Consider the following 26,285-nt stretch of genomic DNA (forward strand, 5'->3'; position numbering starts at 1 on the left):
CAACGCCGCATCGCGACGAATCAGTTGCACCGGCTGCTCACTGCCAGGCAGGCGCAGGAACGCCGCGCGCAGGATCGGATGCCGCTGAACCGCCGCGGCCCACGCCGATTTGAAGCGCGCCACCGGCAGGTGTTCGATGTCCAGCGCGACCTGATTGACGTACAGATCCCGCGCGCTGCCGTGATCGGCCATCTCGCTGCCGCTCAGCTCGGTATGGAACAACAGGCCTTGCTGCATGGGCGTCAGCGGATACAGGTGTTCGATATCCCGGGCCGCGACCGGCAGCGCATCGAGTTGCACTTGAGTGAGGGCCAGCGCGGGGAAGTCCGACGGCGTCACCGCCGCGTGGCAGCGGCAGTGCTCGATCACCTCGTCCAGCGCGTCGCTGTAGGCGTCGAGCAGGCGCTGAATCGACGCCGCCTCATGGCGTTCGCCGCTGTAGCGGCAGGTCAGGCTGAACTGGCCGTCGCGTATATGCGCATCAATGCACAGCTCGCCATTGAGCGGCGCATCGGCGGCGCGCTGGGCACCACTGCCCTCCTCAGCCATAGTGAAAAGCCCGCTGCTGCTTTGCACCCGGCCCATGTAATTGAACAGCACGCACCCGTCCAGGCCCGGCGAGGCTTCGCCGCGAAGATGGCGCAACAGGCCGTAACCCAAGCCACCATTGGGCACGCCGCGCAAGGTTTCCTTGGTGTGCTTGAGCGCCACGTCGAGGTCGTCGTGGGCGTGCAGGCTGACCGGGTACAGGCTGGTGAACCAGCCAACGGTGCGCCCCGGATCCACCCCGTTGAACAGGTCTTCGCGGCCATGGCCTTCCAGCGCAATCATCGCCTGCGCGTCGCCGCTCCAGCGCTTCATCGCCCGGACCAGCGCGGTCAGTAGCAGGTCGTTGATCTGCGTGCGGTACGCCGCTGGAGCCTCGCTGATCAGCTGTTCGGTGCGCGCGCGGTCCAGGTGCAGGTCCAGCTGGCGCACGTTGCCTTGTCGCGCCTCGCCCAGAGTGTTGGCGCAGGGCAGCGTCGGCGCGGGCGGCAAGCTGCGCCAGTAATCGGCTTCTGCGAGCACCGAGTCGCTGTAGGCGAAATCGAGCAGACGGTTGGCCCAGCGCTGGAACGACGCGGTTTTGTCACCGAGGTCGATGGCCAGGCCCGCTTGCGCCTGGGTGTAGGCGTTGTGCAGGTCCTCCAGCAGGATGCGCCACGACACGCCATCGACGACCAGATGATGCACGACCAGCAACAGGCGCTCACCGCCTTCGGCCACGTTGAAATGCACAGCGCGCAACAGCGGGCCGTCTCTGAGATCAAGGCTGGCCTGGGCTTCATCGCAGGCCGTCGTCAGTTCGTTCAGGCTGATGCTGCGCTGCGAGATCAGGCCGTCTTGCGCCTGCTCGTCAGCAGAACGCTCGACACGATACCGTTGCTGCCACTGGCCGTTGTCCTGCTGCACGAAGCGCATGCGCAGGGCGTCGTGATGGCTGAGTAGTGCGTGAAGGGCCAGGGTCAGCGCCGGGAGCTCCAGTGCTTCACTCGGGTTCAACAGCAGCGACTGGTTCCAGTGGCTGCGGTGCTGCATGGGCTGCTCGAAGAACCACTGCTGGATCGGCGTCAGCGGGATGTCGCGGTTCAGCTCGATGCGCTCGACCGCAGGCGCAGCCTGGCTGACCACCTGCGCGACCTGGGCCAGCTCGGCGATGGTCTGGCGCTCGAACATCTGCCGCGGCGACAGCACGATGCCGGCCTTGCGGGCGCGGGAGATGATTTGCAGGCTGAGGATCGAGTCGCCGCCGAGGGCAAAGAAGTTGTCCTGACGACCGATTTGCGGGACGCCCAACAGGGCCTGCCACAACGCAGCCAGTTGCGTTTCAACTCCGGCCAGTGGCGCTTCGAAGGCGCGCTGCTGCACCTGCGGATCGGGCAAAGCCTTGCGATCGAGCTTGCCGTTGGCCGACAGCGGCAAGCGGTCCAGGGTGACGAAGTGGGCCGGGACCATGTAGTCCGGCAGGCGTTGTTTCAGTTGGCTGCGCAGTTGCTCTTCGTCGAAGTCCTCGGCGACCAGATAACCCACCAGTTGCATCCCGGTGGCCAGTTCGCGCGCAACCACCACCGCTTCGTGGACCGCTGAGTGATCGAGCAGCGCCGCTTCGATTTCGCCTATTTCCACGCGCAGGCCGCGCAGTTTGATCTGGTGATCGAGACGACCGAGGTATTCCACCACGCCGTCGGCACGCCAGCGGGCCAGGTCGCCGGTGCGATACAGGCGCTCGCCGTGGCCGAATGGACTCGCCACAAAACGCTCCGCCGTCAGACCGGGACGCAGGTGATAACCGCGTGCCAGGCCGTCGCCGCCGATGTACAGCTCGCCCGGTACGCCGATGGGCTGAGGATTCAAGCGGCTGTCGAGGATATGGATGTGCAGATTGGCGATGGGGGCGCCGATGGGCACGGAAACGCCCGGCTCGTCGCGGCAGGTCCAGTGGGTGACGTCGATGGCCGCTTCTGTCGGGCCGTAGAGGTTGAAAAGGCCGGCGTTCGGCAGGCGCTGCAAGGTGTCCCGGGCCAGATCGGCGGGCAAGGCTTCGCCGCTGCAGACGATGCGCTTGAGGGAAGCACAGCCGCTCAAACCGTCCTGAGCCATGAAGGCGCCGAGCATCGACGGCACGAAGTGCAGCGTGGTGATCTGCTGCTGTTCGATCAGCGTCTTCAACAACAGCGGATCGCGGTGATCCCCCGGTTGAGCGACCACCAGACGTGCGCCCACCATCAACGGCCAGAAGAACTCCCAGACCGAGACATCGAAACTGAACGGCGTTTTTTGCAGTACCGCATCGGTGGTGTCGAGGGAATAAGCGTCCTGCATCCACGCCAGACGGTTGAACAGTGCGGCATGGGTGTTGCCGGCGCCTTTGGGTTTGCCGGTCGAACCGGAGGTGTAAATCATGTACGCCAGTTGTTCGGGGTGAAGCTCTATAACGGGCGCGATGACAGGTTGGCCTGAGAGATCAAGCTGATCCAGATTCAGCACCCGCAGGCCTTCAACAGCCGGCAGATCAGCGATCACCGCATCGTGGCTCAGCAGCAAGCCAATCCCCGCATCTTCCAGCATGTAACGCAGGCGATCCGCCGGATACTCAGGGTCCAACGGCACATACGCCCCGCCCGCTTTCAGCACGGCATACAGCGCAACCACCATCTCCACCGAGCGCCACGCCGCCACGCCAACCAGCGATTCGCGCCCGACGCCCTGCCCTCGCAGGTAATGCGCGAGCCGGTTCGCCTGCTGATCCAGCTCGTCATAACTCAGCACGTCATCGCCAAAACGCAACGCTTCCCGCGCCGGATGCAGTTGCGCCAGCCGCTCGAAATGACGATGCACGAACGGCTCGGTTGCCGCCCACTCCCGCGCCGTGGCATTGACCAACGACAATTGCGCGCGGTCCTCGGCGTCCAGCAACTCAACGTCACCCATCGCCGCGTCTGGCCGTTCCAGCAACTCAGCGAACAGTTGCTCAAAGCGCGCATGCAAGCGCTGGATGCTGCCGTGATCGAACAGGTCCGTGGCGTAATTCCAGTTGCCCGCCAGTTCCCCCGCTGCGTTTTCCCAAGTGTGCAGGGCCAGGTCGAACTGCGCGCTGCGGTTGTCCAGCGGCATCAGCGTGGCGTCGAGGCCAGGCATCAGTTGCAACGCTTCGTCCTGGCGCTGTTGATGGTTATAGAGCACTTGAAACAGCGGGTTGTGGCTGAGGCTGCGCTCGGGCGCGAGGGCGTCGACCAATTGCTCGAACGGCAGGTCCTGATGCGCCTGGGCGCCTTGGGACGCCAGGCGAACGCGGTCGATGATTTGATTGAAACTGGCGTCGGACTGAACCTCGCCACGCAAGATCTGAGTGTTGACCAGGAAGCCGATCAGCCCCTCGGTTTCGGCACGCTGCCGCCCGGCAATCGGCACGCCGATGCGCAGATCGGTCTGCCCGCTGAGGCGCTGCAACAGCACTTGATACGCCGCCAGCAAAACGGTAAACAGCGTCACGCCGCGCTGGCGGGCCAGTGCGCGCATGCGTCCGGACAGCGCCGCATCGAAGCTGAACGGCAGCCGCGCGCCGCGGAAACTCTGGCGCGCCGGCCGTGGACGGTCCGCCGGCAATTCCAGCACCGGCCGCTCGTCACCCAGTTGCTGACGCCAGTACGCCAGCTGCCGGTCGCCGTCGCCTGCGTCCAGGCAGGCGCGTTGCCACAGGGCAAGGTCCGCGTAACTCAGCGGGCGTGGTGCCAGTGCCTCGCTGTCATCGCCGCTATCAGCGCCGCTGTCACCTTGAAGCGCCGCGCGATAGGCCTCGACGAAATCCAGCAGCAGCACTTGAATCGATGCACCGTCAGCGATGATGTGGTGCAGACAGACCAGCAGCACGTGATCGTCCGACCCGCATTCGATCAGCGCCAGGCGCCACAGCGGGCCTTGGGCCAAGTCGAACGGGCGTCGGGCGAAGGCGTCGGCCAATGCCTGAACGCCGTCTTCATCCGTTGCATGCAGACGCTCGAATGGCAGCGATTGCTGGCGTTGAATCACCTGCTCCGGTGTGCCGTCCTCCGCCGTGGCGAAGACCGTGCGCAGGCTGGCGTGACGCTCGGCCACGCGCTCGAAAGCCGACTGGACAGCGGCGCAGTCCAGCTCACCCTTCAGGCGCAAGGCACCGGGCAGGTGATAGGTGCTGTTGCCCGGCTCCAGTTGTTCAAGAAACCACAAGCGTTGCTGGGAAAACGACGCCGGGCTGCGTTCGCCCGCGATGCCCGGCGGGACCGGCAGCGACGACGCATCAAGGCCCTGCTCGCGCAGCTTGTTCAGGAACACCCGGCGCTGAGCGCTGCCAAGGCTGAGGAAACGCGTGGCGAGCGCCAGCAGTTTGCTGTGGGGCGTCAGGCTCGGTTGCGACATCAGTTGCTTTCCTCCAGCTCATTCATAAACTCGTCCAGGGCATCGAGCCGGTCGAGGGTCAGGGTTTGCCCCTGCAAGGTGTCGATCAGGGCCGCCTGAGCGGCGACAGTGGTGGCTTCAAACGCCTGGGCCAGCGGGAGGCTCACCCCGAGGCGCTCGCGAATGCGCGACAGCAGCCGCGTCGCCAGCAAGGAATGGCCACCGAGTTCAAAGAAGTTGTCGTGACGACCGACCTGCTCCACTTTCAGCAGGCTTTGCCAGAGCTCGGCAAGCACCTGCTCACGCTCGCCCTGAGGCGCTTCAAACACATGCGTTTCAAGGGTCGGCACGGGCAGCGCCTTGCGGTCCAGCTTGCCGTTGGCGTTGCGCGGCATCTGCGCCAGCACGACGATGTGCGCCGGTACCATGAACGCCGGCAGGCTTTGCGCCAGCGCGGTTTTCAGCACGTCGCTGGAGAGCGTCTGCTGCGCTTGGGCAACCACATAACCCACCAGCTGCGGACCGTGGGGCGTCGGCAACGCGCTGACCACCGCGTCACGCACCGAGGCCTGGGCCAGCAGTTGGTTTTCGATTTCACCCAGCTCGATGCGCTGGCCGTGAATCTTCACCTGGAAGTCCGCTCGACCAACGTATTCCAGCGCGCCGTCGGCGTTCCACCGGACCAGGTCGCCGCTGCGATATAAACGCGCGCCGCGCTCGCCGAACGGGTCGGGCAGGAAGCGCTCGGCGGTCAGGCCGGGCCGCGCGGCATAGCCACGGCCGACGCCAACGCCACCGATGTACAACTCGGCCACCACGCCGGGCGCGGCCAGTTGCAGAGTGGAATCCAGCACGTACAGGTGGTTGTTGTCGGTGGGCCGGCCAATCGGCATGTTGGCGTTGAGCGCCGGCGCAGCCGTCAGGGTGTGCAAGGCAACGTCGTCGGCGCATTCGGCGGGCCCGTAGGCGTTGACCAGCGGCACCTCCGGGTAGCGCGCAAACCAGCGTGCCGCAATGTCCGTGGTCAGTGCTTCGCCGGTCGGCAGCAGCCAGCGCAAGGCATTGAGCCGCTGGGGCGCGACCGCGAGCATGGCATCGATGACCGCCGGCACGCACTCCAGCACGCTGACCTGATTGGCCGCGACTTCCTCCAGCAGGCGTTGCGGGTCCTGCACCACAGTGTCCGGCAGGATTTCCACGCGCCCGCCGAACAGCGGCGCAGTGAGGAACTGCCACACGGAAATGTCGAACCCGGTGGCGGCGGTCTGGGCAATCACGTCGCCTTCGCCCAGACGCAGATAAGGCAGCTTGGACATCTGGTTGTTGAGCATCCCGCGCTGGTTGACCATCACGCCCTTCGGCTCGCCGGTGGAGCCGGAGGTGTAGATCACGTAAGCCAGTTGCTCGGCCGTCGCGTACCGGCCCGGGTTCTCGTCGGCGAACGGATCGGCGCCCGCCAGCACCTCTTCCAGCACCAACACGCGGGGTGTGCGTTCAGCCAACGTGACAATCGCTTCGACCTGCGGCAGGCATTCACGCGGCGTCAGCACTACCGGCGCGCCGCTGCTGACCAGCATGCATGCACTGCGCCCGGCCGGGTGACGATCGTCCAGCGCAAGATATGCTGCACCGGCCTTGAACGCGCCGACAATCATGCTCAACAACGGCAAGCTACGCGGTGCGAACAGCGCCACCACATCGTCGCCCTGCACGCCGGCTGCCATAAGGCCGCGACCGATGCGGTTGGCCTGACGGTTGAGTTCGCCGTAGCTCAGGCGTTGACCCTGACAGCGCGCCACGTCCCGTTCCGGATGGGCCTGCACCCGCGCCTCGAAACGCTCCAGGTAGCTGATGTCGTACCAGTGCGACTGCACCGCGCCGCGCCCCTGGGCCAGCAATTGCTCGCGCTCGGTTTGCTCAAGCAGCTGCAACTGACTCAGCGCTTGCTGCGGATTGTCGATCAACTGGCTGAGCAGACGACGGAAATGGCCCACCAGCGCCTCCATGTCAGCGTCGTGGAAATGCCTGGTGTCGTAGGTCAGCTGCAATTGCAGGGACTCGCCCGGCAGCAGCACCACGGTCAGCGGGTAGTTGGTGTGCGTGCGGTTGGCCAGCGGACGGATGCGGTACTCGTTCACGGCCTGCTCCACCTCGGCGCCCAAAGGAACGTTCTCGAAGACAAACAGGCTGTCGAACAGGGGCTGGCCGCGCGGGGTGTCGGCGAGCAGCTGAATGTCGGCCAGGGACAGGTGTTCGTGCTGACGCATGTCGGCGTTCTGCCCCTGCAAAGCGTTGAGCAGGTCAAGCGCGGACGCGCCGATACCGGGGCGGCGGATGCGCAGCGGCAAGGTGTTGATGAACAGTCCCAGCGCGCCTTCGATGCCTTCCAGCTCAGTCGGGCGCCCAGCCACGGTGACGCCGAACACCACTTCATCGCGGTCGGCATGGCGCATCAGCGACAAGGCCCACGCGGCCTGCACGAAGGTGTTGGCGGTCAGGCGGTGCTGGCGCGCTTGTTCGGCCAGCCTGGTGGTGTGCTCGGTGCCCAGCGCCAGGGTCACGTCGCGCATCTGGCTTTCACCCTGCGGGCTGTGGCGGTACGGCAGCGGCGTAACGTCGGTGAAGCCCGCCAATGCGTTGCGCCAGTAATCACGGCTGACCGCTTCGTCCTGCTCGGCGAGCCAGGCGAGGAAGTCGCGATACGGCCGCGCCGGCGGCAAGCTGACCTGACGCCCATCAAGGAACGCACGGTAATGGGCGAAAAATTCACTCAGCATCAGGCCCCGGCACCAGGCGTCGATCAAGGCGTGGTGGTGGCTTTGAACGATGCGGAAATCCACCTCGCCAAACTTGATCAGGCGCAGACGCAGCAACGGCGCCCGGGCGAAATCGAAGCCCTGCTCGCGCTCGCTTTTCAGCAGATCGTCAAGCTCGGCTTCGGCGGCGGCGCGGGACAGATGGCTGAGGTCGATCAACTGCACCGGTGACGGCACGCGGCGCATCACCACCTGCCGCTGCACGCCGCTTTCCAGGCCATGAAACGCCGTGCGCAACGCCGGGTGACGCTGGACCACTTGCTGCCAGGCGAACTTGAACGCATCGAAATCCACATGGGCGCCGACCTCGTACTGGTCCTGCATCAGGTAGATGCCATTGCCCTGCTCCAGCAGGCTGTGCAGCAAAATTCCCTGCTGCATCGGCGCCAGCGGCAGGATGTCTTCGATCTCCCGCGCGGGAACACCCAGCGCGTCGAGCTGGGCCTGATTCAAACCCGCGAGCGGGACATCCGAAGGCGTCAGGCCGGCATTTTTCTCTTCGCTGCAATGGGCGATCAGCTTGAGCAGCTGCTGCTGATACAGCGCCACCAATTGTTCGATGCTGTCGCGGTTGAAACGCTTGCGGCTGAAAGTCCAGTCCAGCTGCAACTGGCCGCCGCGCACCTGACCATCGACCGCCAGCGCGTTGGCCAGCGGGCCTTGGGGGTCGCGCAGATGACTCGGCGTACGGCTCGACAGGGAAAACAGCGCGCCGTCGTCGTCTTCGAAGCGGCCCAGGTAGTTGAAGGTCACGCCCTGCCCGATCAGCTCCGGCAAATCCGCCCGAGCGATGTACTTCAGCACGCCATAGCCGAGGCCTTTGTCAGGCACGGCGCGCACGCTTTCCTTGACTGCTTTGAGGGTAGCGACCGCGTCATCCGCTGCGTCCAGCGCCAGCGGGTACAGGCTGGTGAACCAGCCGACGCTGCGGCTCAGGTCCAGGGCGCCCGTGGCGTCTTCGCGGCCATGGCCTTCGAGACTGATGACGTGGCGACGACGGCCGCTCCACAACCACAGCGCCTGGGACAGCGCGGCCAGCAAGAGCTCATCAATGCGCGTGCGGTACGCCGCCGGGGCTTCGCTCAGCAGACGGCGGGTGGCGGAGGCGTCAAGGGTCAAAGGCAGAGTTTCGCTGTCGCCGACAAGACTTGCCACCGGAGCATCGCCGGGCAGGATGGCATCTGCGGCACTCAGGGCTTGCCAGTAAGGCAGTTGCTTTTCCAGCTCCGGGCCGTGCGCCAGGGTGCTCAACGCCTGCGACCATGCCTGGAAGCTGGCGGTTTTTTCGACCAGGACCACGCTGTTGCCAGCGGCCAGTTGGCGGTAGGCCAGTTGCAGGTCTTCCAGCAGCACCCGCCACGACACGCCGTCCACGGCCAGGTGATGGATGGCCAACAGCAGGCGCGCCTCGCCCGATGGCAGGCGCGCATGGACCACGCGCAGCAGCGGACCGGTGTCGATGTTCAAGCTGCGCTGGGCCTGCTCGTTCAGCGATTCGACGTCGCCTTCCCGGCTCAATTCGCAGGTCCACAGCACCCGCTCGGCACGTTCGCTGTCGCGGTAGCGCTGCTGCCATTGGCCGTCGTCGTTCTGATGGAAGCTCAACCGCAGGCTGTCGTGGTGAGCCAGCACGGCCGCGAGGGCCTGCTGCAAATGCGCGGTGTCCAGCGCTTGCGGGACGTCGAGGAGCAGCGACTGGTTCCAGTGCTGACGCTGGGCCAGCGGCAGGCTGAAGAAGCGCGCCTGAATCGGCGTCAGGGCAAACGCGCGGGGGGCAACGCTTGCCGTAACGGGCGCGGCAACCGGCTTGGCCTCGGCCACCGTCGCGACCTGGGCGAGTTCGGCGATGGTCTGCTTTTCGAACAGTTGCTTGGGCGTCAAGCGAATGCCCTGACGCCGGGCGCGGGCAATGATCTGCAGGCTGAGAATCGAGTCGCCGCCGAGGGTGAAGAAGTTGTCGTGACGGCCCACCGTCTCGACGTTCAGCGCCGCTTGCCACAGCGCGGCGAGTGCGGCTTCGACCCCTTCGCGGGGTGCTTCGAAAGCGTCAGACGCCAGGGTGGGCGTGGGCAGCGCGCTGGCGTCGAGCTTGCCGTTGGCGGTCAGCGGGAAGGCGTCGAGGGTCAAAATGTGGCTCGGCACCATGTAGTCCGGCAGGCTCAGGGCCAGCTGCGTGCGCAGCGCCTCGCCGTGCAGCGTCTCGCCATCCGCCTTCGCGTCGCTGTCGACTTTTGCGTCAAGCAGCGCATAAGCGATCAACTGGCCGCGACCATCGACACGCACGTGGGCGTCGCGCAGGCCGTCCAGTTGACGCAGCCGCTGGGCGATTTCACCGAGGGTCACGCGGTAGCCGCGCACTTTGACCTGATCGTCGGCACGGCCAAGGAACTGAATCTGCCCGTTGGCCAGCAAGCGCGCGCGGTCGCCGCTGCGGTAGAGCCGCGCGCCGCTGCCGGCCGGATCAGGAATGAATGCCGCAGCGGTCATGGCCGGACGCCCGTGATACCCGCGCGCCAGCCCCGGGCCGCCGATGTACAGCTCGCCGATATCGCCCTGCACCACCGGTTGCAAGTGATCGTTGAGAACCACCGCCGTGGCGTTGGGCAGCGGACGGCCGATGGGCACGCTTGCGCCCACTGATTCTTCAAACACCTCAGTGGTCAACACGCCGACGGTGGTCTCGGTCGGGCCGTAGTGGTTGATGACCCGGCAGCCCGGCTTCAAGCGTTTGACCTGCGCCACCTGTTCCCATGGCAGGGTATCGCCGCCCAGGATCAGCGCGTGTGCGGGCAGCACATCGGCCGCGTTCGTGGCCTGCAACAGGCCGCTCAAGTGGGTCGGCACGATCTTCAGCACACCCACTTTGTGCTCGGCCATGTACGCGGCGAAACGGTCGGCGTCGTTGATGCGATCAGGGCTGATCAGGTGCAGCGAACGCGCCGAGCACAGCGCGCCGAACAGCACGGTGTGGCCCAGATCGGCGCCGACCGTGGAGACCATCGCCATGCTCGCCTCGGCCGTCAAATCAAGACGCGCGAGCAAGCCCTGGACGTAATCGGCCAGGGCGCCGTGGCTGATCACCACCCCTTTCGGCGTGCCGCTGGTGCCGGAGGTGTAGATAAGGTAAGCGGCTTGACCGGCGTATACGGGCACGTCCGGTTTTGTCGCCGGTAGCGCACGCCACACAGCGTCGGCAGCCACGGCGATAACGTGGCCATTGAAGTCGCCCGGCGCAGCGACATCACTGATCAACCAGCGGGCGCCACTGTCAGCCAGCACAAACGCCTGCCGTTCGGCCGGCCATTTCGGGTCCAGCGGCACATAGGCAGCGCCGCTCTTGAGCACCGCCAGCAGCCCGACGACGAACTCGACGGAGCGCTCCAGCAGAAGGCCCACGCGGCTTTCCACGCCCACACCGGCCTGACGAAGGCGCTGCGCCAGTTGATTGGCCTGGGCGTCCACGTCGGCAAAACCGGCGCCGTGTAATTCGTCTTGCAGCGCCAGACGATCCGGCTGCGCGCGCACGCTGGCATCCCACAGGCTCAGCACATTCGAGGCCGGGAAAGATAACGTTTCGGCAGAGACACATGAAGGTTCGGCGCCGATCTGCAGATCCGCCAGACGCACCTGAGGTTGCGCCACGACGTGAGCGCAAATCCTCAGCAGGTCAGCCGCGAGACCGGCGATCCGCGGTTCGTCGAACAGGTCGCAGGCGTAAGTGAAGACGGCCTGGATGCCGTCGGCGTCGTCGGTGATGTCCAGGCCCAAATCGAAATGCGCCGAGTAGTCGTCGAGCTGGTTGACGTCCATGCGCACGCCGGCCATTTCCACGTTGTGCGGCAGCGCAAACTGCTGGGTGAATTTCACCTGACACAGCGGGTTGTGGCTGAGGTTGCGCGACTCGCCGAGGGCTTCGACCAGTTGCTCGAACGGCAGGTCCTGATGGTGCTGCGCGCCCAGCGCGGTGTGGCGCACGGCGTCGATCAGGGCGCTGAACGACTCCTGCGGCGACACCTCGCTGCGCAGCACCAGCGTGTTGACGAACAGGCCGATGAGCCCCTCGGACTCGGTGCAGGTACGCCCCGCCACCGGCACGCCGACGCGCAGGTCGGTCTGGCTGCTGTAGCGCTGCAACAGGGTTTTATAGGCGGCGAGCATGACCATGAACAGCGTCGCGCCGTGGGCACTGGCAAGGTCCCGCAGGCCCTGGCTCACGTCACGGTCGAAGGCCATGGCGTAGCGGGCGCCGCGGTGGCTTTGCCGGGCCGGGCGCGGGCGATCCGTCGGCAAGGTCAATACAGTGTGGGCGTCACCCAATTGCTCACGCCAGTACGCCAGTTGACGCTGGCCTTCCCCACCGGCCAGGCGCGCACGCTGCCAGGCGGCGAAGTCGGCGTATTGAATCGGCAGCGGCGCAAGCGCGGGCAATTGCCCCTGTGCGTGGGCACGGTACAGCGCGGCGAATTCCTTGAGCATGACCTGCACCGACCAGCCATCGGCAATGATGTGGTGCAGCACCAGCACCAGTTGCTGCCGGTCTGGCGCCAGCCGCACATTGAGCACGCGCCACAGCGGGCCGTTCTGCAAGTCCATCGGTTGCTCGACCGCCGCCCTGGTCAGTTGCCCCAACGCTTTTGCCGGGTGGGTGTCCTCGCCCAGATAATGCCGCTCGATCAGCACCGGACCCGGCGCGTGAATGCGCTGCACCAGCTGCTCGTTGGCGTCGATGGCAAACGTGGTGCGCAGGCTTTCGTGGCGGGCGGCCAGATCGTCGAGGCTGCGTTGCAGGGCAGCGTCATCCAGCGCACCGGTCAGGCTCAACTCGCCGCACAGGTGATAGGCGCTGCTGTCCGGTTCCAGTTGCGCGAGGAACCACAAGCGCTGTTGGGCGAAGGATTGCTCGGGGTCGCTGTCGCGGGAAATGCGGGCCACGCCAGCGGAACGTTCGTTGCTGCGCGATTGCGCGGCGACGTGGGCATTAAAAGCACCAAGGGTCGGGTGCTCGAACAAATGAGCAGGTTCAAGCTTCACTCCCAACTCACTGCTCAGGCGCGACAGCACTTGCACCACCCCGACGGAATCGCCGCCACGGGCGAAGAAGTGATCACCGGCCCTCAGGTCGCTTTTACCCAAGACCTCCTGCCAGGCCGCCACGACTTCCGGCAGCAACGGTGCAGCATCGAACGCGGTATCTGCAGCATCAGCGTCGAGCAAACGCCCGTCCTGCCAGATCGCGAAGCTGTCGAGGCTGCGGTCCTGCCAGCCGCTGCGGCAGGCGGAACGCTGCAATTTCCCGCTGGTGGTGCGCGGCAGTGCACCGGATTCCAGCAGCACGATGACTTTCGGCGCAACCAGAAACAGCTCCGACACCGCGTCGCGCACGGCTTCGCAGATCATCTGCGGCTTCATCAAGCGGCGCACGTTGCGGCTGATTTCCAGCGCCAGACCGACGCCTTCAACGCCCTGTTCGTCCGTCACCGGGAAGGCGGCGATGCGCCCGCGACGCAGCAGCTCGACATTCTTTTCCAGCGCCTGCTCGATGTCCTGGGGGTAGAGGTTCTGGCCGTTGAGGATGATCAGATCCTTCAGGCGACCGGTGATGAACAGTTCGCTGTCGCTGGCAATGCCCAGATCACCGCTGCGCAACCAGCGCTTGCCGTCTGCCTCGATGAAGGTCTGCGCAGTGGCTTCGGCGTTCTGCCAGTAGCCTTGGGCGACGCTGGGGCCGGCGATCCAGATCTCGCCGACGTGGCCGGACGCGAGGGGCTGTCCCGTCGACGGGTCGACGATGCGCAGGTCATGATCGGGCCGACACCAGCCGCACCCCGGCAGGCGGCTCTTGGCATTCTGATTCGCGAACACGGCCTCGGCGGCATCTCCGGCCGCCAATTGGTTGCCATCGAAATGCTTGATGCCGAACGGCCTGTCGCGTTCGGCGGCGCTTACATACAGCGTCGCTTCGGCCAGGCCATAGCTCGGTGTCAGGGCGCGGCGGTTGAAACCGGCCGGCGCAAAATGCTCACTGAAAGCGTCCAGCGTGGCGATGCGGATTGGCTCGGAACCGGAAAACGCCAGGCTCCAGTTGTCCAGCGTCAGGCTTTTCACGGCGCTGGGCTTTATGCGCTCGACGCACAGGCGATAGGCGAAATCCGGGCCGCCTGAGAAGGTCCCGCCATACTGACTCATCGCTTCGAGCCAGCGCGCCGGTCGGCCGAGGAAATAGTTCGGCGACATCAGCGTCAGCGTGCCGCCGTAGTACAGCGGCAACAGCAGGCCGCACATCAGCCCCATGTCGTGGTACAGCGGCAGCCAGCTGACCCAGCTCTCCAATTCCGATTCGGAGACGAAGTGCCGGGCCATCGCCACTTCGTTGGCCATGAGGTTGTCGTGGGTCACCATCACCCCTTTGGGCGCGCTGGTGGAGCCCGAGGTGTATTGCAGGAATGCCAGCGACGCGGTGTCGATCACTGGCGGCTGAAATCCTGCGTCGCCGTGGGTGATTTCCTCGACCGCCGCAAAGCGCCCGCCTGCGGGCATGAAGGGCTGCAACAGGTGCTGGAATTTATCCAGGTCTTCGCGACGCCCCAGGACCATCTGCGGCGCCGCATCCTGAAGAATGCCGGTCAGCCGGTCGAGGTGCGTCTGCCGGTTGTACTCGGGGGCGAACGCCGGCACGGCGATGACCCGTGCGTACAAACAGCCAAGGAATGCCGCCGCGTAATCGGCGCCGGTCGGCAGGATGATTACGCAGCGCTCGCCGCCCTGCCCGCCCAGGTGCTGCAGCAGACAGGCCGCCAGCGAACGCGCCCTGGCGTCCAGCTGGGCATAGGTGGTCAACAAGGGCGGCTGGTCCTCGTGGACGATGTGTCGAAGGGCAATCCGGTCCGGCTGGGTCTGCGCATAAAAGCCCACCAGTTCGGGAAAATGCGCGGCCTGATCTCGTATGGATTTCATTCTTTCACCTGTTTGTATCGGCAAGGCTCAACCCACAGGCAACCGACAGGTCGCCCGCAACGTTGTGAGAAAAGAGTGGGTGGTCGCTGACGACCCCCTTTGACGGGCTCTGCTTGACGGCCCGGGCTTAGCGCGCAAGCTTCAGCGCAACGCGCGGTTGCGCCTGAGCCGGCGCTTGCCCGGCGCGCGCCGAACACGGCTGCTGCTGGTCGCCGAAGATCGATTCGACGACTTCCTGAGAGCGGATCGCCAGCACCGACAGCAGCGTGTCGCTCAGGCCGTGGCTGTCTTCGCAGCAACCCTGCAGGAAAATCCCGGCCTCGCTCCCCGCGGTCAGGGGCAAGCGGTAGTGACGGTCGACGTTGGCGCCCTGGATGTATTCCTGAATGCCCGCGAGCAGTTCCAGGTGGTAGTCGCGGCGGTACCCGGTGGCGAGCACCACGACGTCGAAGGACTCGCTGTGCATCTGCTCATGGGGCGCATCGCGCAGGAACAGTTCGATGCCATCGCTGGCCACCTCGGCGTGCACCACTTCACGGTTGGTGAGCATGCGATGACGCGCTTCGCCGCGCACCTTCTGCTGGTACATGCGCTGGAAGATGGTTTCGATGAGGTCGGTGTCGACCACCGAGTAATTGGTGTTGCGGAACTCGTCGAACAGCGCGACGCGCCGCTCCTGGCTGTGATTGAAAATAGTGTCGGTGAACGACGGGTTGAAGATCTGATTGACGAACGGGCTGTCATCGGACGGCTTCAGCGCGCTGCCACGAATCACCAGCGTGGCCTCGACGTTGTCGAACCGCGACGCAAGGTCCTCGAAGATTTCCGCCGCGCTCTGGCCGCCGCCCACCACTGCCACGCGCACCGGGCCTGGGCGATTGGCGAGGAGTTTTTCGATGCCGCCGCGGTAGCCCGCAGAGTGCAGCACGCGCAGATCTTCAAGCCCGTCAAATGCCAGCGGCGCCTGGGGAACGCCCCCGATCCCGAACACCAGGTTGCGCGCGCGGCGACGGGAGACTTCACCGCTCGCATCGCGGGACAACACGTCCATGGCGACAAAGCGACCGTCTTCGAAATGCGGCTGCACCGACATCACTTCCGCGCCGTAATGGGCTTGCTCGTTGAAATGCGACGCCGCCCAGGTCAGGTAATCGGTGTATTCCTCGCGCGTCGGGAAGAAGGTCTTCAGGTTGATGAAGTCTTGCAGACGACCGCGCTCGTTGAGGTAATTGACGAAGGTGAAGCGGCTGGCCGGATTGCGCAGAGTGACGAGGTCCTTGAGGAAGGAAATCTGCATGGTGGAACCGTCAATCAGCATGCCTTCGTGCCAGTTGAACGCCGGCTTTTTCTCCAGGAAACACACATGGGGCGCCAGACCGCTGCGCTGCGCATGCTCCTGAGTGGCAATGGCCAAAGCCAGGTTCGACGGGCCGAAACCGATGCCGATGAAGTCGTAGACGAGTTCCATGCTTCCCTCTCGTAAGACGCGATGCGCGATCGACTCCGGCAGGCCGTAGGACAAGGTCGCTGACGCCGGATGGCAGTTCACGCACATCAAAAATGTTTAAGACTGATTCTCATTAACATGACGACTGACGCGAGCGGGTGTTTAGTGCCGGCCGCCGAAATACCTACAAAGCCTTTACAGTTTTGATCCGGTAGGCCGCGCCGATCTCTTCCACCGCATCGCGGCTGGCGTTTTCGCGGCGATCACCCTGCAGCTCGCTGAGCTGCCCGGATTCCATCTTCACCAGACGGTCGGCAAGGTCGAAGTACTGGTCGTCGTGACTGATGGCGAACACCGTGACGCCGGCCTTTTTGAACATCGGCAGCAGCTCGCGGTAGAAGAAGCGGCGGAACAACGGGTCTTGGTCGGCGGCCCACTCGTCCAGCAGCAGAATGTCGCGCGTCTCCAGCAGCGCCAGCATCAGGGCCAGCCGTTTGCGCTGCCCCTGGGAGAAACGCGTGTCGAGCAACTGCCCGTCAGCCAGCTGCACCTTGTGCCTCATGTGCAGTTTGTCCAGCCAGTGCTCGACGTCAGCCACATCGGCGTTTTGCCCATCGGCGCCGAGCAATCGAGCAAACAAATGGAAGTCGGTGAATACGCTGGCAAACAGCTGCCGGTAGGCCTGCCAATCGTCAGAACCGATCACATGGCCATCGATCAGAATCGCACCTGCCGACGGTCGGTACAGGCCGCTGAGCAAGCGCGCCAGGCTGGATTTGCCGCTGCCGTTGCCACCCATCAGGAACACCGTTTCGCCACGGCGCAGTGTCAGGTTCACCGGGCCGACATCGAACCCGGGCTCGTCGCCTTGGGGCGCATAGTGGTATTCGACGTTACGCAATTCGAGGGTCTGCCACTGGCCGGCGATATGGCTCGGGGCAACGTCAAAGCTTTCGTGGTGCTCGGCTAGGGCGAGGGATTCGACCTTGTCCAGCGCCACACGCCCGGAGATCTGCGCCGGAATGGCCGCCACCGCCAGCACCAGGGGCGTGCGCATGAACAGCACGGTCAGCGCATAGGTCGCAGCCACTTCCGTCGGCGCCCAGCCCAGGCCGTTGGCCAGGTAAAACGCCAGGCCGATGGTGCCCAGGACCATGATGTTTGCCCAGTTGCTGGCCAGGCCGTGATAACGGTCGGCCAGGGTGAAATGCTCACGATAGCGTTGGGCGGCGACGTCGAAGGTTTCTTCGTACAGACGGCGCGCGCGGTCGCGGTTGAGGGTCAGCTCCTTGCGCCCGTCGATCACGCCTTGATAGCTCTGATAGAGCTTGTCCTCGGACTCACGCAAGGCGCGGATGTGTGCGTTGAGCTTGCCCACCAGCAGCCAGCCCACGCCCAACGTAAACGCCATCCAGCACAGCGTGGTGATGAACAGCGATGGCGACAGCCAGGCCAGGTAACTGAACGACGCCACGCTGAGCACCGAGCCGTAAATCAAGTCCGGCAGCTGCACGAAGGCCATGGTCACGGCGCGAATGTCACTGGACAGACTGGCGAAGATCTTCGCGCCACCGATGGATTCGATGCGCTCGATGTTGGTGTCCAGCAGACGCTTGACCATCACCCGGCGCAGGCCGTAAACGAAGCGGTGCCCCAGCGCGGTCAACGACAACGACGCCCCGGACGCCAGCGCCAGGAGCACGGCGAGCATCAGGCCGAATTGCCACAACGCGGTGCCAAGGCCTTCGTGACTGCTGATCATGCGTTGGTTGACGAAGGCAATCACGCCGACGCTCAACAGCCCGCTGCTGACGCTCAGCAGCAGCACCATTGCCAGCGGCCAGCGGTATTGCTGGAAGACCAGACGAACTAATTTCATGAATGACTCCGGGCAGTGAAAACAGGGGAAACGACGCGGCGGTGCCTAGATCTCACCGAGCCGCGCGCGGCAGTGAGAGAGGGTGTCGCGCAGGAGGAAATTGACCATGGTCGGGGAGGTGCCTATGACCTTGGCCACGTCACGCTGGGTGTAACCCTGGATCTGACTGAGGTCGAAGACGATGCGCATGCGCTTGGGCAGTTCGTTGAGCGCGCCCACTAACTGGTCGAGTGACTCGCGCCCCGCCAGCACGCGCTCGGGGGACACCTCGAAACGGATCTGCTCTTCATGCTCGGCTTCGACGCCATGGGTGCGTTCGAGCCGCTGACGGCGCAGGCGGTCGATGGCCAGATTGCGCACGACGCGGAACATGTAGCGTGCCGGCTCCGCCGAGGCGAGGCCGCTCTCGAGCATCTTCACGAACGCATCCTGGACCACGTCCTCGGCGCGGGCGCGACAGCCGAGGAATTTTGCCGCCAGGCGCAGCAGCGCCTCGCGATGGGTGTTGTAGGTGCCCATCAGCGCGTCAAGGCGCGGGTCTCTTGCGCCACGGGCGGCGCCAACACAGGGTGAGCCGAGCCGGTCGGGCTGGCTCATTGCAGGACGAAAATCCATCTTGTTCGACATCCCTGGTTACAAAGGAATGCGAAGGATAGCGCAAACGATTCTCATTGCAACGTAAGAAAGTTTACCGATTGGTGAAACTTTTTCGCCTTGTTCCGAGTCGTTCCGGCCCTGCAGGGACTCACTTCATCAGACGAAGCTCCAGGTATTGCAGGAGCATGATGGTCTTGCCGTCGTTGATTTCGCCGCGGTCGACCATGGCGATAGCCTGCTGGAAACCCAGCTCCAGCACTTCAATGTCTTCCCCCTCCTCTTCCAGGCCGCCACCGTCGCTGACCCGATCGTCAGGCTGGTATTCGCCGATGAAGAAGTGAATGCGCTCAGTGACCGAGCCCGGGCTCATGAAGGCATCGAAGATCTTCTTCACCGAACGCACGACGTAGCCGGTTTCTTCCTCGGCTTCCATGCGAATGCGCTGTTCAGGGCTGGCGTTGTCCAGCAACCCTGCCGCCGCTTCGATCAAGTAGCCATCGTGGCCGTTGACGAAGGCCGGCATGCGGAATTGCCGGGTCAGCACCACGGTGCGCCGCTCCAGGTTGTACAAGAGAATCGTCGCGCCGTTGCCGCGGTCGTAGACCTCGCGCGTCTGCGCCTGCCAACTGCCGTCACGGCGTTGCAGCTCGAAGCTGTATTTCTTGAGCACGTACCCGTTGTCGGAGAGGAGTTGTTCATCGGTGATGCGGATGAAGTTGCAGGGCATGACAGTCCTTGATGAATGCGTTTTGATTTCGATTGCAATGGTGATCTCACTGATTCAACGCGATCACCCCGTAGGAGCCGGCTTGCTGGCGAACCCGTCGTGTCAGGTGCTGCGGTGGCGAATGGCCCACCGCATTCGCCAGCAAGCCGGCTCCTACAGATATGTGCTCGGCGGAGCTCTATCGTCCGCCGTGAAAACGGCGATCAAACTGGCCGTGTCCCAAGGGTAAGCTTGCGATCAGTAGGCGCGCCGCATCGCTTTGTGTGGGACCGGCTTTAGCCGGGAAGAGGCCAGCGAGAGCACCCTCATGTTTGCGGTGTCACGCCCGACGCCTTCCCGGCTAAAGCCGGTCCCACTAATTAGGCGCTGCAGACCCAAGGAGCGCGCTTGCCCGCGAAAGCGTCGGTTCAGGCAACGCCATGGCAAAGGGTCAACATGCTGGCGCCGCACAAAAAGCCCGAACTATTGTTTCCATCGATTGCCAACATAGGCACGAACGCCGTTCTGTTTGCCCGTGCAAATCCGGATGATGGCGACACTGATGACCCAGACAAGGATTTGCCCGCAATGTCCATCAACATGACCATTCTGTTGACCCTGATCGTTTCGTTTTCTATCGCGCTGGCCGGGGTCGTGCATATCTGACGCTGATCGCAGACGCGCGCTGGGCGATCAAGCCCGATCCGTGAAGCCAGACCGGGCGTAGACCGTCAAGCGTCACTCGATAAACGCAGCCACCGTCTCTTTGCTGCCGACAAAAAAACTGTCGGCGACGATGCGCAGCGGTTGCAGGTCGAGATCGCTTTTGCCTGCATCGATCAGCCGCGCGAAGTGCCCGTACATGGCCGGGTATTCACCCTCCTCCGACACGCCCTGCGTCACGCCGTCAATGCTGACCTGCGCGCCGCCCGCGTCAAGGCGCATCACGCCCTCGTCGCTGTGCAGTTCAATGCTCCACTGCTCATTGACGCTGTGGTCGAAATCCAGTTCGGCGTCGACCCGCACGCCCTCACCGGAGCGCATCTGCAACGATGCCGCGATCGGCGACTGGCAGTTGCTCGGCACGCTCAGGTGCGCACTTTCAACAAACAGCGCCCGTGGCAGCAGTTCGGTCACGATCGACAGGGCGTTGATGCCCGGGTCGAACACCCCCAGCCCGCCCGCCTGCCAGATCCACGCCTGACCCGGATGCCACTTGCGCACCTGCTCTTTCCAGTCGATGCGCACCTGCTTGAGTGTCTTGCCTTCGAGCCATTGCACGGCGTTGCGCACGCCGGGGGCGAAACGCGAATGCCAGGCGAACAACCCGCTGACACCGGCTGCGTTCACCTCCTCAACCAGGGCCAGTGCTTCGCCCAACGTCGAGCACGGCGGCTTTTCCACCAGCACATGTTTGCCGGCTTTCAGCGCTTGTTCTACCAAGGCAAATCGCCCCTGGGGCGGTGTGCAGAACGCGATGGCGTCCACGTCCGGCCCCTCCGCGAGCAGCTCTGCCAGGGAGCTGAAATTGGGCACGCCAGGACAGTGCTGGCCCAGTGTCGCCACGGCCACCAGCTCAAAGCGGTCGCTGGCGTGGATCGCCGGCACATGCTGGTCCTGGGCGATCTTGCCGTACCCCACCAGCCCTAAACGAATCGGATGCATCGATGACTCCTGTGATGTTGTCGTTGTTATGACAGATGCGCCCTGAAAGAGACGCTCTTGAAGCAAATCAATGAACCGCTGCCGCCTCGCCCTGTTGATACTCCCGAGGGGTGCAGCCGAATTCGCGACGGAACACGGTGTGCAGGTACTGCGCGGATTTGAAGCCACAGTTTTGCGCGATGTCGGCGATGGCCGAGTCACCGTGTTTGAGGCCTGAAGCGGCGGCGGTCAGTTTGAAGCTCAGAATCTCGTCATGCACGCTGCAGCCTCGCGCCTTGCGAAAGTGCGACTCCAGCGAAGAGCGGGAAATGCCAACATAAGCCGCGACCTGGGCAGTCTTGATCCCCTGACACGCATATTGGCGTATGAAATGCAGCGCCTGCATGACGTAGGGATTGCCCAGCGGTTGATGCAGGCTGGAGGCCTGAACGTTGATGGCCTCGGGCGGCACGAGAATCTGGTGCCCGGTCGAGGGCATGCCGTGCAGCATCTGGTGCAGCAAGTGCGCCGCCGTGCGCCCCATGCTTTGGGTGCCCTGGGTCACCGAACTGAGCGGCACCCGCGTGAGGGTGCGGGTCAGCGGGTCGTTGTCGATGCCGATCAGCGCCACTTGCTCGGGCACGGCAATGCCCGCGGTAAGGCACGCCTGCAACAACTGCCGTGCGCGGGCGTCACTGACGGCGATGATGCCGATGGGCTTGGGCAGGCTGCGCAGCCAGGTGATTTGCTGTTCGACGGCGCTGTCCCACATCGGCGCGCTGGTGCTCAGGCCGCGATAGACCTCACCGTGCAGACCGTCGCGTTGCAACAGCCGCAGGAACGCTTTTTCGCGCTCCTGGGCCCAGCGATTGCTCTGGGCTTCGGGCAGGCTGAAGCAGGCAAATCGCGTCAGACCGGCTTCAATCAGGTGCTCGTAGGCCAGCTTGATCAGGGCGACATTGTCGGTGGCCACGTAAGGAATGTGCCTGGGGTAGGCGCGCTTGTCCTCGTAGGAACCGCCCACGGCGACCACTGGCAAGGTGCTGCCCGCGAGCGCCTCGCCGATCAGCGGATCGTCGAAGTCAGCAATGATGCCGTCGCCCTGCCAGCGCTCGATGCCTTTGAGCCGACAAAGAAAATCCTCTTCCAGAAACAGATCCCAAGAGGCCCGGGTGCTGCTCAGGTAATTGCCGATGCCGGTGATGATGCCTCGGTCGTAGATCTTGCTGCCGTTGAACAACAGCGCAATGCGGTGAGCGGGCGGGACGGTTTTCATTATTGTTCCCCGGGCCTGTGAAACGAGTCGGCACAGACTAGGCCTCGGCTGCGCGAATCTCAATACTCAAAATCGAACACCGAGTTGGTGATTTTCGCAATCGGCGCGCGCGGGGGCGTTGCTAGTATCGGGGCACAGGCAATCACCACGCCGTCGCGCAGCGATGCCCGGTCACGACGCCTCATCACGACGTAACAATAAGGAAACCCCGATGCCCTGCTTCCCCGATATCGACAGGATCCGCTACGAAGGCCCCGGCAGCGAATCGCCACTAGCCTTCCGCCATTACGACGCCGACAAGATCATCCTCGGCAAACCCATGCGCGAGCACCTGCGTATGGCCGCGTGTTACTGGCACACCTTCGTCTGGCCGGGGGCCGACATGTTCGGCGTCGGCACTTTCAAGCGGCCGTGGGTCAAACCGGGCGATGCCATGGAGTTGGCGCGCTTGAAGGCCGATGCGGCGTTCGAATTCTTTTCCAAGCTGGGCATCGACTACTACAGCTTTCACGACACCGATGTCGCCCCCGAAGGCGCGAGCCTGAAGGAGTACAGCCACAACTTTGCGCAGATGGTCGACGAGCTTGAACGCCATCAGGAACAGAGCGGGATTCAACTGCTGTGGGGCACCGCCAACTGCTTCAGCAACCCGCGCTTTGCGGCCGGCGCTGCGAGTAACCCGGACCCGGAAGTGTTCGCCTTCGCCGCGGCTCAAGTGTTCAGCGCGATGAACGCGACCCATCGGCTCAAGGGCTCGAATTATGTGCTGTGGGGCGGCCGTGAAGGTTACGAGACGCTGCTCAACACCGACCTCAAACGTGAACGCGAGCAACTGGGGCGCTTCATGCGCATGGTGGTCGAGCACAAATACAAAATCGGCTTTACCGGCGACCTGTTGATCGAGCCCAAACCGCAGGAGCCGACCAAGCACCAGTACGATTACGACAGCGCCACGGTGTTCGGCTTTCTTCACCAGTTCGGGCTGGAGAAAGAGATCAAGGTCAACATCGAGGCCAACCATGCCACCCTCGCCGGCCACAGTTTTCACCATGAGATCGCCACGGCGGCGTCCCTCGGCATTTTCGGCAGCATCGACGCCAACCGGGGTGACCCGCAGAACGGCTGGGACACCGACCAGTTTCCCAACAGCGTCGAAGAGCTGACCCTGGCCACCTACGAGATCCTCAAGGCGGGCGGCTTCAAGCACGGCGGCTACAACTTCGATTCAAAAGTGCGGCGGCAGAGCCTGGACGAAGTCGACCTGTTCTACGGCCACGTTGCGGCCATGGACGTGCTCGCGCTGTCGCTGGAACGCGCCGCAGCAATGATTCAGAACGACACGCTGCAAGCGTTCAAGGACCAGCGTTACGCCGGCTGGGACAAGCCGTTCGGCCGCGCCGTGCTGTCCGGGGATTTCAGCCTCGATTCCCTGGCGCAGCATGCGCTGGACAACGACCTCAACCCGCAAGCCGTCAGCGGCCGTCAGGAAATGCTTGAAGGCGTGGTGAACCGGTTTATTTATCCCTGACAGACACACTTGCGCCCACTGTAGGAGCCGGCTTGCTGGCGAACGCGGTGGGTCTGCTGTGAAGAAATCGACTGAACGGATGGGTTCGCCAGCAAGCCGGCTCCTACGATTCTTCGGCATGCCAGCGAAACGCGGCGCTGCCCTCACGATTGATTCCCGGCTAAAGCCGGTCCCACTGAAAGCCTGGGACGTTTTTGTGGGACCGGCTTCAGCCGGGAAGAGGCCGGTTACATTCTCACGACAATTCCCTGCTCGCGGCGCGCGGGCAGTATCTACAGTTCCATCGGCAATCCGTTCACGCTCGGAAAGTGTCTCTAAACAAAAATAACAGGACGCAACCCCATGAAGAGTTTCAAGACCACCCTGCTCGCCAGTGCCCTGGCCCTGCTCAGCCTGCCCGTCATGGCCGATTCGGCGCACCCGAAAATCGGCTTCTCCATCGACGACCTGCGCCTTGAACGCTGGTCCCGGGACCGCGATTACTTCGTCGCCGCCGCAGAAAAGCTCGACGCCAAGGTATTCGTCCAGTCGGCCGACGCCAACGAACAAAAGCAGATCTCGCAGATCGAGAACCTGATTTCCCGGGGCGTCGATGTCATCGTCATCGTGCCGTTTAACGCCACCGTGCTGACCAACGCCGTGGCGGAAGCCAAGAAGGCCGGCATCAAAGTGGTGTCTTATGACCGGCTGATCCTCAATGCCGACATCGACGCCTACATCTCCTTCGATAACGAAAAAGTCGGTGAGATGCAGGCAGCCGGCGTGCTCAAGGCGGCGCCCAAAGGCAATTACTTCCTGCTCGGCGGCGCGCCCACCGACAACAACGCCAAGGTCCTGCGAGAAGGCCAGATGAAAGTGCTGCAGCCGGCCATCGACAAGGGCGACATCAAGATCGTTGGCCAGCAGTGGGTCAAGGAGTGGAACCCGACCGAAGCCCTGAGCATTGTCGAAAACGCCCTGACCAAGAACAGCAACAAAATCGACGGCATTGTCGCCTCCAATGATGCCACCGCCGGCGGCGCGATTCAGGCCCTCGCCGCGCAGAAGCTGGCCGGCAAGGTGCCCATCTCCGGGCAGGACGCTGACCTGGCAGCCGTGAAGCGGGTGATCGACGGCACGCAAACCATGACGGTGTACAAACCGCTGAAACTGATCGCCTCGGAGGCGGCGAAGCTCTCGGTGCAACTGGCGCGCAACGAGAAGCCTCCGTTCAGCTCGCAATACGACAACGGCACGAAGAAGGTCGACACCATCCTCCTGACCCCAACGCCGCTGACCAAGGACAACATCGACCTGCTGGAGAAAGACGGGTTTCACACCAAGGATCAGATCGCTGGGAAATGATCACCCTTTGCAGGCTGCCATAGCTGCAGTGTGAGCCCTGCACCGACACCTGTAGGCGCGTGGCTTGTCCCGCGATCGGCGGGGAACCCGTCGTAAAACCTGACGCTGTTGTCTGCCTGACACAACGCGTCTGCCGGATTTACGACGGCTTCGCAGCCGGTCGCGGGACAAGCCGCGCTCCCACACGAGAACTCCGGTCTGTCCTGGAATACCGCGCAATGTCCGATTACCTGCTGCAAATGAACGGCATCGTCAAATCCTTCGGCGGCGTCAAGGCACTCAACGGCATCGACCTCAAGGTGCGCCCCGGCGAATGCGTCGGGTTGTGCGGTGAGAACGGTGCCGGCAAATCGACGCTGATGAAAGTCCTCTCGGCGGTCTACCCCTACGGCACTTGGGAGGGTGAAATCCTCTGGGACGGCCAGCCGCTCAGAGCACAATCGATCAGCGAAACCGAGGCCGCCGGAATCGTCATCATCCACCAGGAGCTCACCCTCGTCCCCGACCTGTCGGTGGCAGAAAACATCTTCATGGGCCACGAACTGACCCTGCCGGGCGGGCGCATGAATTACCCGGCGATGATCCATCGCGCTGAAGCGCTGATGCGTGAGCTGAAAGTCCCGGACATGAACGTCGCCCTGCCGGTCTCGCAATACGGAGGCGGCTATCAGCAGCTGGTGGAGATCGCCAAGGCGCTGAACAAACAGGCGCGCCTGCTGATCCTCGACGAACCCTCCTCTGCACTGACCCGCTCGGAAATCGAGGTCCTGCTCGACATCATTCGCGACCTCAAAGCCAAGGGCGTCGCCTGCGTCTACATCTCCCACAAACTCGATGAAGTGGCCGCCGTGTGCGACACGATTTCAGTGATCCGCGACGGCAAGCACATCGCAACCACGGCCATGGCCGACATGGACATCCCCAAAATCATCACGCAAATGGTCGGCCGCGAGATGAGCCACCTCTATCCCACCGAACCCCACGCGGTCGGCGAAGTGATTTTCGAGGCGCGCCACTTCACCTGTTACGACGTCGACAACCCGAAACGCAAGCGCGTGGACGACATCTCGTTCCGGCTCAGGCGCGGGGAAATTCTCGGCATCGCCGGGCTGGTCGGCGCCGGCCGCACCGAACTGGTTTCGGCGCTGTTCGGGGCCTATCCGGGCCGTTACACCGGCGA

The 26,285-nt window shown here is 63.9% G+C and carries 12 protein-coding genes; 4 read left to right on the plus strand and 8 right to left on the minus strand.

Annotation, left to right across the window (positions count from 1 at the left end; all coding sequences use genetic code 11):
- The 6 genes from VF672_RS02650 to VF672_RS02675 all read right to left on the minus strand — a co-directional run.
- The coding region (locus VF672_RS02650; protein ID WP_331101169.1) for an amino acid adenylation domain-containing protein at window positions 1–4,935 on the minus strand (4,935 nt) is incomplete at its 3' end.
- Window positions 4,935–14,684: an amino acid adenylation domain-containing protein gene (locus tag VF672_RS02655; RefSeq protein ID WP_331101171.1), complete on the minus strand. Its 9,750-nt coding sequence runs from the start codon at window positions 14,682–14,684 to the stop codon at window positions 4,935–4,937. The genes VF672_RS02650 and VF672_RS02655, both read right to left, overlap by 1 nt.
- 127 nt (window positions 14,685–14,811) lie before the next feature.
- Window positions 14,812–16,152: a lysine N(6)-hydroxylase/L-ornithine N(5)-oxygenase family protein gene (locus tag VF672_RS02660; protein ID WP_331101173.1), complete on the minus strand. Its 1,341-nt coding sequence runs from the start codon at window positions 16,150–16,152 to the stop codon at window positions 14,812–14,814.
- 163 nt (window positions 16,153–16,315) lie between these two features.
- A complete protein-coding gene (locus VF672_RS02665; RefSeq protein WP_331101175.1) occupies window positions 16,316–18,010 on the minus strand; it encodes a multidrug ABC transporter permease/ATP-binding protein in 1,695 nt (564 codons plus the stop codon).
- 45 nt (window positions 18,011–18,055) lie between these two features.
- On the minus strand, window positions 18,056–18,625 hold the full coding sequence (locus VF672_RS02670; protein WP_331101177.1) for a sigma-70 family RNA polymerase sigma factor: 570 nt from the start codon (window positions 18,623–18,625) through the stop codon (window positions 18,056–18,058).
- 130 nt (window positions 18,626–18,755) lie between these two features.
- On the minus strand, window positions 18,756–19,334 hold the full coding sequence (locus VF672_RS02675) for an NUDIX domain-containing protein (RefSeq protein ID WP_331101179.1): 579 nt from the start codon (window positions 19,332–19,334) through the stop codon (window positions 18,756–18,758).
- Window positions 19,335–19,721: 387 nt separating this feature from the next.
- On the opposite strand from VF672_RS02675, the gene VF672_RS02680 reads away from it, so the two are divergent.
- On the plus strand, window positions 19,722–19,979 hold the full coding sequence (locus tag VF672_RS02680; RefSeq protein ID WP_331101181.1) for a hypothetical protein: 258 nt from the start codon (window positions 19,722–19,724) through the stop codon (window positions 19,977–19,979).
- A gap of 72 nt (window positions 19,980–20,051) precedes the next feature.
- Here the strand turns inward: VF672_RS02680 and VF672_RS02685 are convergent, their stop codons facing one another.
- Window positions 20,052–20,978: a Gfo/Idh/MocA family oxidoreductase gene (locus VF672_RS02685; RefSeq protein WP_331101183.1), complete on the minus strand. Its 927-nt coding sequence runs from the start codon at window positions 20,976–20,978 to the stop codon at window positions 20,052–20,054.
- 67 nt (window positions 20,979–21,045) lie between these two features.
- The gene (locus tag VF672_RS02690; protein WP_331101184.1) at window positions 21,046–22,233 is read right to left on the minus strand and encodes a XylR family transcriptional regulator; all 1,188 of its coding nucleotides are present in this window, start codon (window positions 22,231–22,233) and stop codon (window positions 21,046–21,048) included.
- Between the two features lie 211 nt (window positions 22,234–22,444).
- On the opposite strand from VF672_RS02690, the gene xylA reads away from it, so the two are divergent.
- The 3 genes from xylA to VF672_RS02705 all read left to right on the plus strand — a co-directional run.
- Window positions 22,445–23,761 carry a xylose isomerase gene (gene xylA / locus VF672_RS02695; RefSeq protein ID WP_331101185.1) on the plus strand — a complete coding sequence of 439 codons (1,317 nt, stop codon included), beginning with the start codon at window positions 22,445–22,447 and terminating at the stop codon, window positions 23,759–23,761.
- Between the two features lie 342 nt (window positions 23,762–24,103).
- Entirely contained in the window at window positions 24,104–25,105 is a 1,002-nt protein-coding gene (gene xylF, locus VF672_RS02700) for a D-xylose ABC transporter substrate-binding protein (protein ID WP_331101187.1), read from the plus strand.
- 218 nt (window positions 25,106–25,323) lie between these two features.
- A partial coding sequence (locus VF672_RS02705) for an ATP-binding cassette domain-containing protein (RefSeq protein ID WP_331101189.1) occupies window positions 25,324–26,285 on the plus strand: 962 nt, incomplete at its 3' end.

Origin of the sequence: Pseudomonas sp., assembly GCF_036387035.1 — a bacterium.
In the GTDB taxonomy this organism is placed as follows: Bacteria; Pseudomonadota; Gammaproteobacteria; order Pseudomonadales; family Pseudomonadaceae; genus Aquipseudomonas.